Origin of the sequence: Paracoccus sp. KR1-242, assembly GCF_049446195.1 — a bacterium.
Lineage (GTDB): Bacteria > Pseudomonadota > Alphaproteobacteria > Rhodobacterales > Rhodobacteraceae > Paracoccus > Paracoccus broussonetiae.
The window spans coordinates 192542-207024 of sequence record NZ_JBMSED010000012.1 but is presented as its reverse complement, the minus strand read 5'-3'; the positions used below and the strand labels follow the sequence as shown (position 1 = coordinate 207024).

The 14483-nt window shown below is 66.8% G+C and carries 16 protein-coding genes; 4 read left to right on the top strand and 12 right to left on the bottom strand.

What is annotated here, in order from left to right; all coding sequences use genetic code 11:
- Nucleotides 1-44: 44 nt before the first annotated feature.
- Genes ACO2Q4_RS18550 through ACO2Q4_RS18535 form a run of 4 tightly spaced genes read right to left on the bottom strand, consistent with a single transcriptional unit; the run spans nt 45 to nt 2429 of the window.
- Nucleotides 45-539 carry a MarR family winged helix-turn-helix transcriptional regulator gene (locus ACO2Q4_RS18550; RefSeq protein WP_311757780.1) on the bottom strand — a complete coding sequence of 165 codons (495 nt, stop codon included), beginning with the start codon at nt 537-539 and terminating at the stop codon, nt 45-47.
- 7 nt (nt 540-546) lie between these two features.
- Nucleotides 547-1401, bottom strand: coding sequence for a carbon-nitrogen hydrolase family protein (locus ACO2Q4_RS18545; RefSeq protein WP_423321078.1), 855 nt, complete (start codon nt 1399-1401; stop codon nt 547-549).
- On the bottom strand, nt 1398-1661 hold the full coding sequence (gene grxC / locus ACO2Q4_RS18540; protein ID WP_395131506.1) for a glutaredoxin 3: 264 nt from the start codon (nt 1659-1661) through the stop codon (nt 1398-1400). Before grxC ends, ACO2Q4_RS18545 begins: the two co-directional genes overlap by 4 nt.
- A 39-nt stretch (nt 1662-1700) precedes the next feature.
- Nucleotides 1701-2429, bottom strand: coding sequence for a double zinc ribbon domain-containing protein (locus ACO2Q4_RS18535; RefSeq protein WP_423321076.1), 729 nt, complete (start codon nt 2427-2429; stop codon nt 1701-1703).
- 31 nt (nt 2430-2460) lie between these two features.
- On the opposite strand from ACO2Q4_RS18535, the gene ACO2Q4_RS18530 reads away from it, so the two are divergent.
- A complete protein-coding gene (locus ACO2Q4_RS18530) occupies nt 2461-3303 on the top strand; it encodes a methyltransferase domain-containing protein (RefSeq protein ID WP_423321074.1) in 843 nt (280 codons plus the stop codon).
- Nucleotides 3300-4331, top strand: coding sequence for a ferrochelatase (gene hemH, locus ACO2Q4_RS18525; RefSeq protein ID WP_395131500.1), 1032 nt, complete (start codon nt 3300-3302; stop codon nt 4329-4331). Before ACO2Q4_RS18530 ends, hemH begins: the two co-directional genes overlap by 4 nt.
- Nucleotides 4332-4378: 47 nt before the next feature.
- Here the strand turns inward: hemH and ACO2Q4_RS18520 are convergent, their stop codons facing one another.
- Complete coding sequence (locus tag ACO2Q4_RS18520) at nt 4379-5032, bottom strand: L,D-transpeptidase (protein ID WP_311757774.1); 654 nt, start codon at nt 5030-5032, stop codon at nt 4379-4381.
- Between the two features lie 226 nt (nt 5033-5258).
- Between ACO2Q4_RS18520 and ACO2Q4_RS18515 the strand changes: the two genes are divergently transcribed.
- Nucleotides 5259-5822 (top strand): CAP domain-containing protein, encoded by a 564-nt coding sequence (locus ACO2Q4_RS18515; protein ID WP_423321072.1) that lies wholly within the window; start codon nt 5259-5261, stop codon nt 5820-5822.
- 99 nt (nt 5823-5921) lie between these two features.
- On the opposite strand, the gene ACO2Q4_RS18510 is transcribed toward ACO2Q4_RS18515, so the two are convergent.
- The 7 genes from ACO2Q4_RS18510 to cbbR all read right to left on the bottom strand — a co-directional run bounded on the left by ACO2Q4_RS18510 (nt 5922) and on the right by cbbR (nt 13393).
- Nucleotides 5922-6443, bottom strand: a complete 522-nt coding sequence (locus ACO2Q4_RS18510; RefSeq protein WP_311757772.1) for a L,D-transpeptidase family protein — start codon at nt 6441-6443, stop codon at nt 5922-5924.
- A 66-nt stretch (nt 6444-6509) separates the two neighbouring features.
- Nucleotides 6510-7730: a class I SAM-dependent RNA methyltransferase gene (locus tag ACO2Q4_RS18505; protein WP_423321070.1), complete on the bottom strand. Its 1221-nt coding sequence runs from the start codon at nt 7728-7730 to the stop codon at nt 6510-6512.
- Nucleotides 7727-9580 carry an ABC transporter ATP-binding protein gene (locus tag ACO2Q4_RS18500; protein WP_423321068.1) on the bottom strand — a complete coding sequence of 618 codons (1854 nt, stop codon included), beginning with the start codon at nt 9578-9580 and terminating at the stop codon, nt 7727-7729. The genes ACO2Q4_RS18505 and ACO2Q4_RS18500 overlap by 4 nt, the downstream gene beginning before the upstream one ends.
- Nucleotides 9581-9587: 7 nt before the next feature.
- Complete coding sequence (locus ACO2Q4_RS18495; protein ID WP_423321066.1) at nt 9588-10760, bottom strand: CCA tRNA nucleotidyltransferase; 1173 nt, start codon at nt 10758-10760, stop codon at nt 9588-9590.
- Nucleotides 10757-11356, bottom strand: coding sequence for a CoA pyrophosphatase (locus ACO2Q4_RS18490; protein ID WP_311757768.1), 600 nt, complete (start codon nt 11354-11356; stop codon nt 10757-10759). Before ACO2Q4_RS18490 ends, ACO2Q4_RS18495 begins: the two co-directional genes overlap by 4 nt.
- 1 nt (nt 11357) lies before the next feature.
- The gene (locus ACO2Q4_RS18485; protein ID WP_311757767.1) at nt 11358-12374 is read right to left on the bottom strand and encodes an Hsp33 family molecular chaperone HslO; all 1017 of its coding nucleotides are present in this window, start codon (nt 12372-12374) and stop codon (nt 11358-11360) included.
- A gap of 95 nt (nt 12375-12469) precedes the next feature.
- Nucleotides 12470-13393: a LysR family regulator CbbR gene (gene cbbR, locus ACO2Q4_RS18480; protein ID WP_311757766.1), complete on the bottom strand. Its 924-nt coding sequence runs from the start codon at nt 13391-13393 to the stop codon at nt 12470-12472.
- 95 nt (nt 13394-13488) lie between these two features.
- Here cbbR and ACO2Q4_RS18475 point away from each other — a divergent pair, with 95 nt between their 5' ends.
- Nucleotides 13489-14481 (top strand): class 1 fructose-bisphosphatase, encoded by a 993-nt coding sequence (locus ACO2Q4_RS18475; protein ID WP_423321064.1) that lies wholly within the window; start codon nt 13489-13491, stop codon nt 14479-14481.
- Nucleotides 14482-14483 lie beyond the last annotated feature (2 nt).

The window sequence follows — 14483 nt, the reverse complement described above, 5'->3', positions numbered from 1 at the left end:
TTCACCGTTTTCCAAATACCCATGACCGGTCGCGGCGCGACCGGTCAGCGCATGTCCTGGCTCAGCGCTTCCTCAAGCTGGCGGCGCAGCAGGCGCAGGACGGGCAGCGCGGCGCGGACCCGGTCCGAGCCGATATCGCGCACGACATCCGCGATGCGCGGCATGAAGGCGGCCAGCGCCGCGTCGCGGGCCGCGCGACCGGCCGGGCTGATCGACACGAATTTGCGCCGCGCGTCGTCCCAATCGGGGCGGATATGGATGTGCCCGGCCCATTCCAGCCGGGACAGCGTGTTGGTCATCGCGCCGCGGGTGACGTGGAACGCCTCGGCCAGTTCGGCCGGGCTGCGTTCGACCCCCAGATGGGCCAGCAGATTCAGCACCGAGAAATGCGAGATCTGCATGCCTTTGGGCAGCGACTTGCCGATCAGGTCGCGGGCCAGCTGGTCTGCGATGAACACCTCGGAAAACAGGCTCGCGGCAAGCGCGTCGGGGGACGGCTCGGCGCTTAGCGTCTGATTTTCCACGATCTTGCTCGGCATCATTCTTTCATGGTCCCGAATAGGCCCGGTCATGGGTCAGGGAGGGGATGCGGGACCGTGCCCCGACAACCTCGGCAGGGTCAAGCGCAACCAGCGTCACGCCGGGTTCGGTTCCGGCATCTGCGATCACCCGGCCCCAGGGATCGACCGCCAGAGAATGCCCGTGGCTGCGCCGGGGTTTGCGGCCGGGCGACAGGTGGCTTTCATGCAAGCCGGACTGGGCCGGGGCCAGCACATAACAGCCCGTCTCGATCGCGCGGGCGCGCAGCAGCACCTCCCAGTGGGCGGCACCGGTGGTGTCGTTGAACGCCGCCGGAACGGTCAGGACCGTCGCCCCCGCCTGCGCCAGATCGCGGTAAAGATAGGGAAAGCGCAGGTCATAGCAGACGCTCATTCCCAGCGGCCAGGGACCATCGGCCAGAACCGCCCGCCCGCCGGGGCGGAAGGCCTGCGATTCTCGATAGAACTCGGTGTCCGAGACCGTCACATCGAACATGTGCAGCTTGTCGTAGCGCGCCCTTATTTCGCCATCGGGCGCGACCAGAAAGCTGCGATTGGCAAAGCGCCCGTCCCCGGCCTCGTCCGTCTTCAGCGACAGAGACCCGATCAGCAGCCAGATCCCAAGCGCGCGCGCGTCCTCACGCAGGGCGGCCAGGGTCAGGTCCTCGGCCTCGGTCCGCAGCAGGCGGTCCTGGGTCTCGCGGTCGGCATTCAGCAGGTTCGTGGCCTCGGGCGTCAGCACAAGGGATGCCCCGCCCGCGGCCGCTTCGCGAATCAGCGCCCGTGTCTGCGGCAGGTTGCGTTCGGGGTCGTCCGAGACGCAAAGCTGCACCAGCCCTGCCGTAAGCGGCGCCGATGTCATGCCGAGATGCCGAGCAGCTCGTCCAGCTTGCCCTGCCGATCCAGCAGGTGGATGTCGTCGCTGCCGCCCACATGCTGACCGCCGATGAAGATTTGCGGAACGGTACGGCGACCACCGGCACGCTGGGTCATCGCGACGCGCAGGCTGGGGTCGCGGCTGACATCGGTTTCCTCAAAGGTGATGCCCTTGCGCGTCAGCAGAGCCTTGGCTGCGATGCAATAGGGGCAGGTGGGCGTCGTATAGATTTCGACCTTGGTCATCTCGGCTGCTTCCAGATTTGCGGTTCCGTTGCCTCCTATCTAGGTATCCTTGACCGCGCGCGCCAGAACCACGACCGAAACCGGGCCGGAACCCGCATCGCGCAGCACCCCCGCCGCTTCGGCAAGCGTCGCCCCCGAGGCCATGACGTCATCGACCAGCAGGACCGCCCGCCCCTCGATCATCGGGGCAGCGCGCGACGCCACCTGCATCGACTGTGCGACATTGGCGAAGCGGTCGCCGACGGTTCCGTGATCCTGCATCGGGGTGTCGCGCCGGCGCAGCAGGGCATGGGGAAGGTGGGTCAGGTGATGTACGCGGGCCACGCGTTCCGACAGCAGCGCGGCCTGATTGTATTTCCGCCGCGCAAGCCGGCGCAGATGGACCGGGACGGGCACGATCACCATGTCTGGCCGGATCAGTGGATCTGCTGCGCGCGCGACCCAGTCCCCCAGCGCCGGGGCCAGGTCCGGGCGGTCGCCATGCTTCAGCATCAGGGCCAGCTTGCGCCCGGTTCCGCGATAGACAAGCGCGGCGCGTCCCCGCAGCCAGGGTCGGGGCAGGTGCAGGCAGTCGTCGCAGACGATCAGGCTGTCTTCATCCTCCTCCAGCCCGGCGCCCGGCAAGGGGGCGCCACAGCGCGTGCAACAGGTGCCCGAGATGAACTGCGCCTCGGCCCAGCAGTCCGGGCACAGGCCGCCTTCGTCCGAAACCGGCTTCGCGCAGCACAGGCATTGGGGTGGATAAACCAGCCGCAATGCGCCTTTCATCAGCCCGCGAAGCCCCCTATTGTGCGCCCCCATGACAGCCATCCGAAAAAGCTCCATTCCCGGCCTAACGGACCGCGCCGCGCTTGAACGCAACCGCGCCCGCGCCATCAGCGCCGGTCCTGTCGACTTCCTGCATCGACTCGTCGCCGACGAGATCGAGGATAGGCGGGAAGAGGTAAACAGAAGGTTTAGCGACGTCGCCGTCGTGACCGGAATGCCCGGCTTCTGGTCCAGCGCCATCCCGGGGGCGAAGATCGTGCCCGATCAGCCCGAGCTGGATCTTGAACCTGGCGCGCATGACCTGGTGATCCACGCGATGGCGCTGCACTGGGCCGAGGATCCCGTCGGCCAGATCGTGCAATGTGCCCGCGCGCTGCGGCCTGACGGGCTTTTCGTCGCGGCCTGTCCCGGCGGACGCAGCCTGAACGAATTGCGCGAAGCGCTGACGCGGGCCGAGGTCGAGGTGACGGGGGGGCTTTCGCCCCGCGTCGTGCCGATGGCCGAGATCCGTGACCTTGGAGGGCTGCTTGGGCGCGCCGGTCTGGCGCTGCCGGTCGCCGACCAGATCACCCGCCATGTCAGCTATCGCGACCTGTTCCACCTGGCCCATGACCTGCGCGGCATGGGCGAGGGGAACGCCCTGTCCGGTCGCCTGCGCCACCCGACGCGCCGCGAGGTGCTGATGCGCGCGGCCGCGATCTATGCCGAATCCCATCCCGATCCGGCGAATGCCGGGCGGATCAGGGCGACCTTCGACCTGGTCTTCCTGACCGGATGGGCACCAGATGCCAGTCAGCAACGCCCCCTGCGGCCCGGTTCGGCCAAGATGCCGCTGGCCGAGGCCCTTGCGAGCATGAGGAAACCGCAGGAATGACCCGTCCCGAACACGCGCCCGCCGACCATCCCGCGATCCCGGCCCGGCGGATCGGCGTTCTGATCGCCAATCTGGGGACGCCCGATGCCACCGACTATTGGTCGATGCGCCGCTACCTGAACGAGTTCCTGTCGGATGAACGGGTCATCGACCTGCCGCGCTGGAAATGGCAGCCGATCCTGCAAGGCATCATCCTGACCAAGCGGCCGTTCAGCTCGGGGGCGAATTACCGCAGCATCTGGAACAACGAGGCGAATGAAAGCCCGCTGATGACCATCACCAAGCAGCAGGTGGCGGGCCTGCGTGAGCGGGCCACCGCCCTTTGGGGCGACCGGGTGATGGTCGATTACTGCATGCGCTACGGCAATCCCTCGACCCCTTCGGTGGTCGACCGGATGGTCAAGGCGGGCTGCGACAGGATCCTGTTCCTGCCACTTTACCCGCAATATGCCGGCGCGACCTCGGCCACGGCCAACGATCAGTTCTTTCGGGCGTTGATGCAGCAGAAATGGCAACCTGCCGCCCGCACCGTCGCCCCCTATTTCGCTCGACCCGACTATATCGAGGCGCTGGCGGGCTCGGTCACGCGCGCCTTGGGGGGCGCGGTGCCGCGCAAGCTGGTCGCCAGCTATCACGGGATGCCCAAACGCTACCTGACCGAGGGCGACCCCTATCATTGCCATTGCCAGCAGACCTCGCGGTTGCTGGGCGCGCGGCTGGGCTGGGACAGCGATGTCATCGACACCTCGTTCCAGTCGGTCTTCGGCAAGGAAGAGTGGCTGCGTCCCTATACGGTGGAACATGTCGCCGACCTGGCACGGCGCGGGATCACCGAGATCGCCGTGATCTCGCCTGCCTTCTCGGCCGATTGCGTCGAAACGCTGGAGGAGGTTCAGGGCGAGATTCGCGAGGCTTTCATGCATGCCGGGGGCAAGGAGTTCACCTATATCCCCTGTCTTAATGCAGAGCCTTCGCATCTGGACGTGCTGACCGCGATCATCGCCGAGAACCTTGGCGGCTGGATATGAAAAAAGGCCCCCTCGGGGGCCTTTCCTGTCCGGGTTGAGCGTCTCGCTCAGATCAGCAGCACCTGCGTCCCGACCGTGGTCAGGTCGTAAAGCTGCTTGATGTGTTCGTTGTAAAGGCCGATGCACCCGTTCGAGGACTTGCGGCCGATCTTGCGCGTGTCGTGGGTGCCATGGATGCGGTAATACTGCCAGCTCAGCCACAGCGCGTGGGTGCCAAGCGGGTTGTCCGGACCCGCGGGCACGAAATCCGGCCATTCGGGGTTGCGCTTCTTCATCTCGGGCGTCGGCGACCAGGTCGGGCCGACAACCTTCTTGATGATCTCGGTCCGACCGGTGCGGGTCAAATCCTTGCTGACCGGGACCGAGGTCGGGAACAGTTTGTAGACCGACTGGTCCTCGGACCAGAAATGCAGCGCGCGCGAGGTCAGGTCGACCAGAATCGCGCCATTGGTCAGGCTGCTGAAATAGGGCTGCCAGTCCTGCATCCGGAAGCTGGAGATGTTGCGGCGCGAATCCTGCGTCTGGTCGTACTGGACCATGCCCGCGTCGGGCGTGGCGCCCCCGCCGGTCCCCTGCAACGGCTGCCCGGTATAAGGGTCGATTTGCTGGGCGATGGCCGGCGCTGCAAGCCCGGCTGCCCCGACCACCACCGAGGTGGTCAGAAATTTCCGGCGCGAGACCGGATTTTTCGGCGTGATCATCTGTCGCTCCTGAATTTGTTCCGAGCCGCCTCAAGCGGCCTTCTCTGCCCGATTTGCGATGAGCTTATGGATTTGGGCCTTACGCGCCCCCGAAGTGGCGCGCAATTCAAACAAGCGTCATTGTCGCAACAGAGCCTCAGGCTGTTGCGCTCACGCAATCTTGGGTTTGAAGGCAGTCACACGCTTTTGTATGGCTGTCGCAAAATCTTCTCCGGGACAGAACGACATGATGAAATTTGCAACCATTGCGCTGGTCTCCGTTCTTGCGCTGACCGCCTGCCAGAAGCAGCAGCCGCAGCTTGGCCCCGATGGTCAGCCCATCCCCGTGGCCTACAAGATCACGCCGCGCGAAGAAGCCCAGATCCCCGCGCGCCTTGCCGGTCAGATCAACCAGCTGCGCGCCAATGTCGGCGCAACGCCGGTCACGGAAAACCCGATGCTGGACGCCGCTGCCAAGGCCCATGCCCGCGACATGTCGGCGCAGAACCGCGCCTGGCATTTCGGTTCGGACGGCTCCTCGCCGCTCGACCGGGTCCGGCGCCAAGGCTATACCGCGCATCTGGTGGGTGAGAACATCTCGGAAACCTATGAGAACGAGATCACCACGCTGAACGCCTGGATGCAGAACCGCGACACCCGCGATGTCATCATGGACCCCAGCGTCAGCGATTTCGGCATCGGCTGGTATCAGGAGCCGTCGGGCAAGATCTGGTGGGTGCTGCTGACCGGTTCCAACTCGATGGCCACGCCGGCGGCGCCTGGTGGTTTCGCGATGGCCTCGACCCAGTGACGGCCGGATCGCCGGGCCATGCCCGGCGATGCCCGGAAATGAGGAAGGCCCCGGAACTCCGGGGCCTTTTCCTTTGTCTGCCAGGACGCGGTCGTTCCGTCAGGGGTAGATGAAGACGGGAACGCCGGTGTTCAGCATGGCGAAGATATCCTCGATCTCTTCATCGTTGACCGCGATGCAGCCAGCGGTCCAGTCCGGGCGGTTCAGCATCCGTCCATCCGGTCCCAGCCCGTGGATCATGATGTCCCCGCCCGGCCGCAATCCCATCGAGGCGGCATAGGCGATATCCTTGGCCGCGGGATAAGAGATCCCGACCGACAGGTGATAGCGGCTGCGCGGGTTCTTGCGATCGATGAAATACATGCCCTCGGGCGTCTTGCCGTCGCCTTCGAACTGCTTTGCGCCCACCGGTTGGTTGCCAAGATTGACGTCATAGCTGGCGATCACCTGTGTGCCGCTGACCATGTACATCTTGCGCTCGCCCTTTTTGACGACGACCTGAGTCACCGGCGGACCGTTATAGCTTTTGAACTTGCTGCGCGGCTGCGCGCTGTCACCGCCGCAGTTAGCCAGCAAGAAAACCGCGATGACCGCGATCCCTGCGCGAATTGCCCGTATCATCACTGCCCTCAGAGTGCCTCTGCACCGCTTCTTGGGGGATGAGATAGCACAGGGGCCGCCAACGGGCTAGCTTCGGCGAATTTCCGCCACGGTTTCGACATGGGGCGACCAGCGGAACTGATCGACGATGAAAAGCCGTGTGATGGTCCAGTTCTTCTCGGCGAGAATCCGCGCATCCCTTGCAAAAGTCACAGGATCGCAGCTGATCCAGGCCAGCCGCGAAACACGGGAAAGGGCGATCTGACGCGCCTGCGCTTCGGCCCCGGACCGTGGCGGATCGATCACGATCGCGTCATAATCCAGCTCGTCCGCCAATAGCGGACGGCGGGCAAGGTCGCGGGTCTCGGTGGTGATTCGACGTAATCCCGAAGTCTTGCGCGCAGCAGCCTGCAGCGCCTGAAGGGGCGCGGCCAACCCTTCGACGGCATGAATCTCGGCTTGTTCGGCCAAAGGCAGGGTGAAGGTGCCGCAGCCCGCGAACAGGTCAAGGACGCGCGCAGCATCCCCGACGATGCTGCGGGTGGCGCCCGCCAGCGCGGCCTCTCCCTCGGCCGTGGCCTGAAGGAACGCGGCGGGCGGCGGCACGACGCTGGCGCGACCAAAGGAAACCATCGGCGGACGCCGCGTGATCGACTGGTCGCCCCAGCTGAGCCGCGCAAGATCGCCCCGGTCAGCAAGACCAGCCAGCGCCTCGAACAGCGGCGGGTCAAGCGGCTTGCCCCCCGTGACCGCGACATCAAGCCCCGAGGTCGTCTCGGTCACGGTCAGCGAAAGCTCACCGGCACGCGATGCTCCGGTCGTGACGATCTGGCGGAGCAGCGGCAGCGCGTCCTGGATGGCCGGGCGCAGGACATGGCAATCCGCAATCTCGACGATGATGTCCGAGGCACGGGCGTGAAAGCCCAGAAGCACGCCCTTTTTCGTGCGCCGCGCCGACAGGACCGCCCGCCTGCGCGAACGGGGGGGCGAGACATGGACACCCGCCACCGGCGCGGTCAGCCCCTGTGCGCGCAGGGCCTCGGTCACGACGCCGACCTTCCAGTCGCGAACGAACGCGTCCGAGCCATGCATCAGCGAACAGCCCCCGCAGGCGCGGTAATGCGCGCAGGCCGGGCGCACCCGATCGGCGGAGGGGGACAGGATGCGGGGTGCGGCGATGCGTCCATCGATGTCCTCACCCTCGATCACCTCGCCGGGCAGGGTCAGCGCGGCCAGCGCGCGTGCGTCTTCGGTCAGGGCGACGCCGTCGCCCTTGCGGCCCAGCCGCTCGATCTTCCAGGTGGTCACTCGGCAGCCTCGGTCGTCTCGTCTTCGTCGGTTCCCAGGAACCCGCCCGACTGGCGGTTCCAATAGCGGGCATAGGTGCCCTGAAGCGCCAGCAGCTCGGCATGGCTGCCCTGCTCGACAATGCGCCCGGCCTCCATCACGACGATGCGGTCAAGCTCGGCGATGGTGGACAGCCGGTGGGCAATCGCCAGCACCGTCTTGCCCTGCATGGCGCGGTGCAGGGCGTCCTGGACCTGCGCCTCGACCTCGCTGTCAAGGGCGCTGGTCGCTTCGTCCAGCACCAGGATCGGGGCATCGCGCAAAAGGGCGCGGGCCAGCGCGATCCGCTGCCGCTGCCCGCCCGACAGCTTCACGCCCCGCTCGCCCAGATGGGCGTCATAGCCCTTGCGCCCGGCATGGTCGCGCAGGTTCAGGATGAACTCATGCGCCTCGGCGGCGGTCGCGGCGGCGATGACTTCTGCCTCGGTGGCGTCGGGACGGCCATACAGGATGTTGTCATGGGCCGAGCGGTTGAACATTGCGGTTTCCTGCGTGACCATCGCGATGTTCTGGCGCAGGCTTTCCTGCGTCACCTGCCGGATGTCATGGCCATCGATCCTGACCGTGCCGCGTTCCACGTCGTAAAGCCGCAGCAGCAGCGACACCATCGTGGATTTGCCCGCGCCCGAGGCACCGACGATGCCCAGCTTCTCGCCGGGGGCGACATGCAGGTCCAGGTCGCGGATACCGCCTTCGGTCCGGCCATAGGCGAAATCGACATGGTCGAAATCGATCCGGCCCGCGACCCGGCCCAGGACTAGCGCATCGGGCGCGTCCGTCAGGCCGTGGGGCGGGGACAGGGTCTGCATCCCGTCCTCGACCTCGCCAATGCTGCCCCAGACCCCCATCAGCGCCATGCTGACCCAGCCGGTCATCTGCGCAAGCCGCATCGCGATCGCGCCCGAGGCCGCGATGTCGCCGGCAGTGGCGAGCCCTTCGCGCCACAGCAGCATGGTGCCGCCGACCAGGATCACCGGCAGCGCCCCGGCCACGGCCATCAGAGACAAGCGGAACCACGAACTGACGCGGCCGAAATCCAGCGCGCGTTCGCGAAAGCCCGCCATCGCGCCAAGTGCGGCGCGATCCTCGTGATCGGCATGGGCGAACAGCTTGACGGTCTTGATATTGGTGATCGTGTCCACGACCTGCCCGGTCACCATCGCCCGTGCCGAGGCCCGCCCGGCCGAGGTCGTGCGGATCCGCGGCAGGAAGAAGCGGATCAGCACGATATAGGAGGCCAGCCAGACCAGCAGCGCGATCGCGCCCCAGCCGTCGATCGAGACAAGGAACGCCGCCGACCCCAGCACCGAGGCCAGCGCAAAGGCGACGACGTTCACCATTTCCGAGGCGACGTCAGTCACTGCACGCGCGGTCTGCATCTGCTTTTGCGCGATGCGCCCGGCAAAGTCGTTGTCGAAGAATGTGACGGAATGACCCATCGTCCACCGATGCAGCCGCGACAGGACCAACGGCAGCACGTTCGGCCCGATGATGACGCTGGAACTGGCGGTGGACAGGCCGAAGATCGCGGGGCGGGCGACAAGGAAGAACAGCACGAAGCCGATGATCAGCCCGCCATGCTGCGCCCAGATCTGGTCGGCGGGGGTCACGACCACGGCGTCGATCACCCAGCCCAGCAGGATCGCCGAGATGACATCCGCAACTCCGCCAAGCGCCGATGCGATGGCCGCCAGCGTCAGCCCCGGCCAGGCACCCGACAGGCACCAGCGGAAAAAGGCCATCAGCCTGCGCGGTGGCGGTCCATCGGCCGGACGGAAGGCGTCGATCATGCGGGCGAAGTAGTCATGCATCTCGCGGTCAACCTTTCATCTCGCCGGACCGGTCCAGCGCAATCCGCAGCAGGGCATCGCGCGGCAGGGTGAAGTCGCTGGCGACAAAGGCAATCTCGGCCTCGCGCAGGGCCTCGCCCAAGGCGGGTCCGGACAGTTCCGGCATCAGGTCCCGGGCCGCAAGGGGCAGCCGCGCGGCCGCCGCACGGTCGATCCGTTCCTGCCAGTCGGGGCGGAAGGCGGCGCCCTGCGCGGTGCGGATCAGCGCGGCGCGGCGCGCGGTTCTCGCGCCAAGCCGATAGGCGGCCTCGGGCAGCGGCAGGGTCAGGGCAGTTGCCAGATGTTCCTGCGCGCGGGCTTCCTCGCGCGACAGGCGCAGGTCATGGACCGGATTGGTGGGGGCAAGCAGGGCCAGCCGGGTCTGCCAGTCGGGCGACGCGCCCGCCTGAACCTCGGCAGCGATCAGCGCGGGCAGGGCATCGGGCCGCGACCCCGGCAGGATGCGCGCAAGGACGCCTGCATCGGCCATCATCGCCACGGCCTCGACCGGGTCCGGTGCGGACAGAAGCTTGCGCATTTCCGCCCCGATCCGTTCCTTCGAGATGCCATCAAGGCCCGGCGCCAGCACGGCGCAGGCCGCCAGCGCGGCGGGATCGGCCGCACCTTTCGCGCCATAGCGGGCATGGAAGCGGAAGAAGCGCAGGATGCGCAGGTAATCCTCGACGATGCGGGCGCGGGCGTCTCCGACAAAGCGCAGCCGCCGGGCCACAAGGTCGGGCAGGCCGCCGACCGGATCCAGCACCTGCCCCGAGGCATCCGCGTAAAGCGCGTTCATGGTGAAGTCGCGGCGCAGCGCATCTTCCTCGATCCGGTCCGAAAATGCGACGACGGCATGGCGTCCGTCCGTCTCGACATCGCGGCGAAAGGTCGTGACCTCAAAGCCTTTGCTATCGGCAACGACGGTGATGGTGCCATGTTCGGCACCCGTGGGCACGGCGCGCAACCCAGCCGCCTCGGTCAGCCGCCGCGTGTCGTCGGGCAGGGCAGAGGTGGCGATATCGACATCCGCGATCGGCTCGCCCAGCAGGGCGTTCCTGACCGCGCCGCCGACCACCAGCGCCTGATGCCCCGCATCGCTCAGCGCGGCCAGAACCCGGCGCAGCGCGGGGTCGTGAAGAAAGGGGGCCTCGATCCGGGTCATGCCGCCAGCCGCAATGCCAGCGCGTGCAAGACCCGCGCCGTCGCCCCCCAGATGTAATACGGGCCATAAGGCGCGACGTAATAGTTCCGCCAGTCGCCACGCCACAGTCGGCGTTCGATGCGATAGCTGGCGGGATCGGCGATATGCGCAAAGGGAACGGTGAAAATTTCCTCGACCTCCCCGGCCTCGGCCCGGGGGGTGAACTCGCCGCGGATCAACCCCAGGACGGGGGTCATGGCGAAATTCGTGACCGTGCGGTGCGGGGGCAGGCTGCCCAGGATCTCGACCTGCGCGGGATCAAGGCCGATTTCCTCATGCGCCTCACGCAAGGCGGCCGCGACCTCGTCTGCGTCGCCGGGATCGACCTTGCCGCCGGGCAGCGCGATCTGTCCGGGGTGATGGCGCAGGCTGCTGGCGCGCTTGGTCAGCACCAGCCGGCCCTGCCTGTCAAACGCCGCCAGCACGCCGGCGGGGCGCAGCTCCACCTCGGCCGGGGGCGCCGCTTGCACCAGGTCATAGTCGGACGAGGGCGCCGCCGGGGTCGACAGCGCCCTTCGAAGCTGGTCGCGCAGCAGCGTCTGCGGCGCGGTCAGCATGTCATTGCGCCGCTTGCTGGGCAGGGGGCAGGGGCTTGCCCTGACTGTCCACGGTCGCCTCGAAGCCCAGGCTGCGCGGGTCGAATTCGTAATGCGCGCCGCAGAACTGGCAGTCGGCGGTCACGATTCCGTCCTCGGTCGTCATGTGCGCGATGTCCTTGGCGGAATAGATCGACAGCGTGCCACGCACCCGGTCGGGGCTGCACGAGCAGCCGAAATGCAGGTCCTGGCGGTGGAAGGCCGTCGGCTGTTCCTCGTGGAACAGGCGATAGACCAGATTCGGCAGCGGCAGGCCGGCATCGACCAGCTCGATCGCCTCAACCGTGCCCATCAGCATGGTTGCGCGATTCCAGTCCTCGGACTCGGCGCCTTGCAGGATGTCGGCCGATTCCAGTTCCGCACCGTCTTCGGGCGCGGCATGGCTTTGCGCCGGCAGGGTCTGCAACATGATCCCGCCCGCGCGCCAATGCTCGGCGCTGTCACCGGCCAGACGCGAGCGGCCGACCGTCACCTCGAACTGGGTCGGCAGCTGTTCGGACTGCTGGAAATAGGTCTGCGCACAGCGCGACAGCGATCCCCCGTCCAGCGGCGTCATCCCCTGATAGGGGGTCATGCCCGGACCCTGGTCGATCAGCACGGCGAAATAGCCTTCGCCCACCTGCTCGAAACCGGGCTGGTCCGAGGACAGGCGCTCGGCGTCGAAGCTGGCCCAGGCGCGGATGCGGGCGGGGGCACCTTCGGTCTCGGGGGCGTAATAGTCGGTGGCGATGGTACGGATCGGACCATTGCCCCGAACCTGCAGCGACAGTTTCCAGCGCAGCTTGATCGTGGGACCGATCAGCGCCGTCAATGCCACAAGTTCGGCCACCATGGCGCTGACCGCGACCGGATAGTCGTGGCGCGACAGGATATGTTCAAGGGTCGGACCCAGCCGGACTGCGCGCCCGCGCACCCCCGATGCTTCCAGTTGAAAGGGCAACACGCAGTCGTCCCAGGAAAGATCCTTTGTTTGAGCCATCATTTGTCCTTCGGAATGAGGGGCGCGACCGGGCCAAGCGGCGGCGCGCGTTGCCCCCAATATAGGCCTTGGACGGAAAACCCCAAGGGGGGCCGTCAGACGCGGGGCAGGAAGGATCCGTTCATGTCGCGGACATGGTCATGCACGCGCTGCCCGGCTGGGGAAAGCGGCGTATCCTCGCGCCGCAGCAGGAACCAGCTGCGCTGGATCGGCAGGCCGATGGCCCTGATCGAGACAAGCCGCCCCGCCCGCAATTCCTCGGTCACGGTGTGAAGCGAGATCAGCGCGATCCCCAGTCCCGCGATGACGGCCTGCTTGATGGTCTCGTTGGTGCCCATCTCGACCATGCGCCAAGGTGTCCCGTCGCCGATCCGGTCCAGAAAGCGCGTCATCAGGATCCGCGTGCCGGAGCCGCGCTCTCGCGCCAGGAAGGTCTCGGCCAGAAGATCCTGCGGCAGCGCGGGATCGGCATCCGCCAGCGGATGTCCGGGCGGCGCGACGATGACATGGGGATGGGGGCCGACCGGCTCGGCTACGACGGCGGGACTGCGGGGCGGTCGCCCCATGATGGCAAGATCGACCGCGCGCGCCCCAAGCCACTGGATGACGGTGTCGCGGTTGCCGATGCGCAAGGTCACTTCGACCTCTGGCAGCGCGCGGCGCAGGTCTGCGACAAGGCGCGGGGCGAAATACTTGCCGGTCGAGACCACGCCCAGCGACACGTTCCCGGTATGGCCGCTTTGCAGCGCGGCGACGCGGCGGGCGCAGGTTTCCAGCGCGACTGCGATCTGGGCCTCGGCCTCCAGCATGGCGCGGCCTTCGTCGGTGGGCAGAAAGGCACCATGCTCTCCACGCAGGACCAGGGGCGCGGCCATCAGATCCTCAAGCGCGCGAAGCTGGCCGTGAACGGCGGGCGGACTAAGACCCAGGTCGCCGGCCGCCCCCGTCAGCGAGCCGCTGTCGATGACGGCGCGCAGGGCGCGCAACTGGCGCAAGGTGACGGCGTCGATCCTGTTCATTCAGGTTTTCCGAAAGAAGCTTTCAGTTTTTTAAATGTTCCTTAAAATTCAGCCGTGTCAACAAGAAGGTGGGAAGCGCGCCAAGGGAGGGGCCGATGACCGCCACAAGCATCGACAGTCGCCGGATTCCGGCCGAATTCCGCCCGATGATGCAGGCCATCGCCGAAACCGGTGCCAGGCTGGCCGCGATCATCCGCGGTGGAGGCGATCTGGGCGCGGCGGTGGGCAGAAACTCGGATGGCGACGGACAAAAGGCGCTGGACGTGCTGGCCGACGACATGTTCCGCGAGGCGCTGGCCGGGACCGGAGTTCGCTGGCTGGTCTCGGAGGAGCAGGACCACGCCATCGAGGTCGATCCCGCCGGGGTGCTTGCCGTGGCGATGGACCCGCTGGATGGCTCATCCAACATCGACACCAACGTCTCGATCGGCTCGATCTTCGCGATCTATCCGGCCGAGGACACGGCCGAAGCCAGCTTCCTGCGGCCCCTGCGCCAGCAGATCGGCGGGGGCTACATCATCTATGGTCCGCGCTGCGCGATGATGGTCAGCTTCGGCGACGGGGTGCAGCACTATGTCCTGGACCCCGCGACCGACGCTTTCCGGATCGAGAACACGCGGCTGATGATGCCCGACTGTTCGTTCGAATTCGCCATCAACGCCTCGAACTATCGCCATTGGGCGCGTCCGGTCCGGGCGTTCATCGACGATTGCCTGGCCGGGATCGACGGCCCGCGCGAGACGAATTTCAACATGCGCTGGATCGCCTCGCTGGTGGCCGAGACGCATCGGATCCTGATCCGGGGCGGCGTGTTCCTGTATCCCGCCGACGCCCGCAAAGGGTATGAGCGCGGCCGCCTGCGCCTGCTTTACGAATGCGGTCCCATCGCCTTCCTGATCGAGCAGGCGGGCGGGCGTGCGTCGGATTCCTGCGAGCCGATGCTCGACCAGCAGGTGCAGGCATTGCACCAGCGCTCGCCCTTTGTCTTCGGATCGGCCGAAAAGGTCGCCCGCATCGCCGCCTATCACGACCTGCCCGAAACCGAGGTTTCGGCGCTGTTCGGCAATCGCGGCCTTTTCCGTGCCTGAGA

What these genes read in the sequence shown, in the direction of transcription:
- ACO2Q4_RS18550 (WP_311757780.1), bottom strand. Translation starts at nt 539, where the DNA reads ATGCCGAGCAAGATCGTGGAAAATCAGACGCTAAGCGCCGAGCCGTCC.
- ACO2Q4_RS18545 (WP_423321078.1), bottom strand. Translation starts at nt 1,401, where the DNA reads ATGACATCGGCGCCGCTTACGGCAGGGCTGGTGCAGCTTTGCGTCTCG.
- grxC (WP_395131506.1), bottom strand. Translation starts at nt 1,661, where the DNA reads ATGACCAAGGTCGAAATCTATACGACGCCCACCTGCCCCTATTGCATC.
- ACO2Q4_RS18535 (WP_423321076.1), bottom strand. Translation starts at nt 2,429, where the DNA reads ATGAAAGGCGCATTGCGGCTGGTTTATCCACCCCAATGCCTGTGCTGC.
- ACO2Q4_RS18530 (WP_423321074.1), top strand. Translation starts at nt 2,461, where the DNA reads ATGACAGCCATCCGAAAAAGCTCCATTCCCGGCCTAACGGACCGCGCC.
- hemH (WP_395131500.1), top strand. Translation starts at nt 3,300, where the DNA reads ATGACCCGTCCCGAACACGCGCCCGCCGACCATCCCGCGATCCCGGCC.
- ACO2Q4_RS18520 (WP_311757774.1), bottom strand. Translation starts at nt 5,032, where the DNA reads ATGATCACGCCGAAAAATCCGGTCTCGCGCCGGAAATTTCTGACCACC.
- ACO2Q4_RS18515 (WP_423321072.1), top strand. Translation starts at nt 5,259, where the DNA reads ATGATGAAATTTGCAACCATTGCGCTGGTCTCCGTTCTTGCGCTGACC.
- ACO2Q4_RS18510 (WP_311757772.1), bottom strand. Translation starts at nt 6,443, where the DNA reads ATGATACGGGCAATTCGCGCAGGGATCGCGGTCATCGCGGTTTTCTTG.
- ACO2Q4_RS18500 (WP_423321068.1), bottom strand. Translation starts at nt 9,580, where the DNA reads ATGCATGACTACTTCGCCCGCATGATCGACGCCTTCCGTCCGGCCGAT.
- ACO2Q4_RS18495 (WP_423321066.1), bottom strand. Translation starts at nt 10,760, where the DNA reads ATGACCCGGATCGAGGCCCCCTTTCTTCACGACCCCGCGCTGCGCCGG.
- ACO2Q4_RS18490 (WP_311757768.1), bottom strand. Translation starts at nt 11,356, where the DNA reads ATGCTGACCGCGCCGCAGACGCTGCTGCGCGACCAGCTTCGAAGGGCG.
- ACO2Q4_RS18485 (WP_311757767.1), bottom strand. Translation starts at nt 12,374, where the DNA reads ATGGCTCAAACAAAGGATCTTTCCTGGGACGACTGCGTGTTGCCCTTT.
- cbbR (WP_311757766.1), bottom strand. Translation starts at nt 13,393, where the DNA reads ATGAACAGGATCGACGCCGTCACCTTGCGCCAGTTGCGCGCCCTGCGC.
- ACO2Q4_RS18475 (WP_423321064.1), top strand. Translation starts at nt 13,489, where the DNA reads ATGACCGCCACAAGCATCGACAGTCGCCGGATTCCGGCCGAATTCCGC.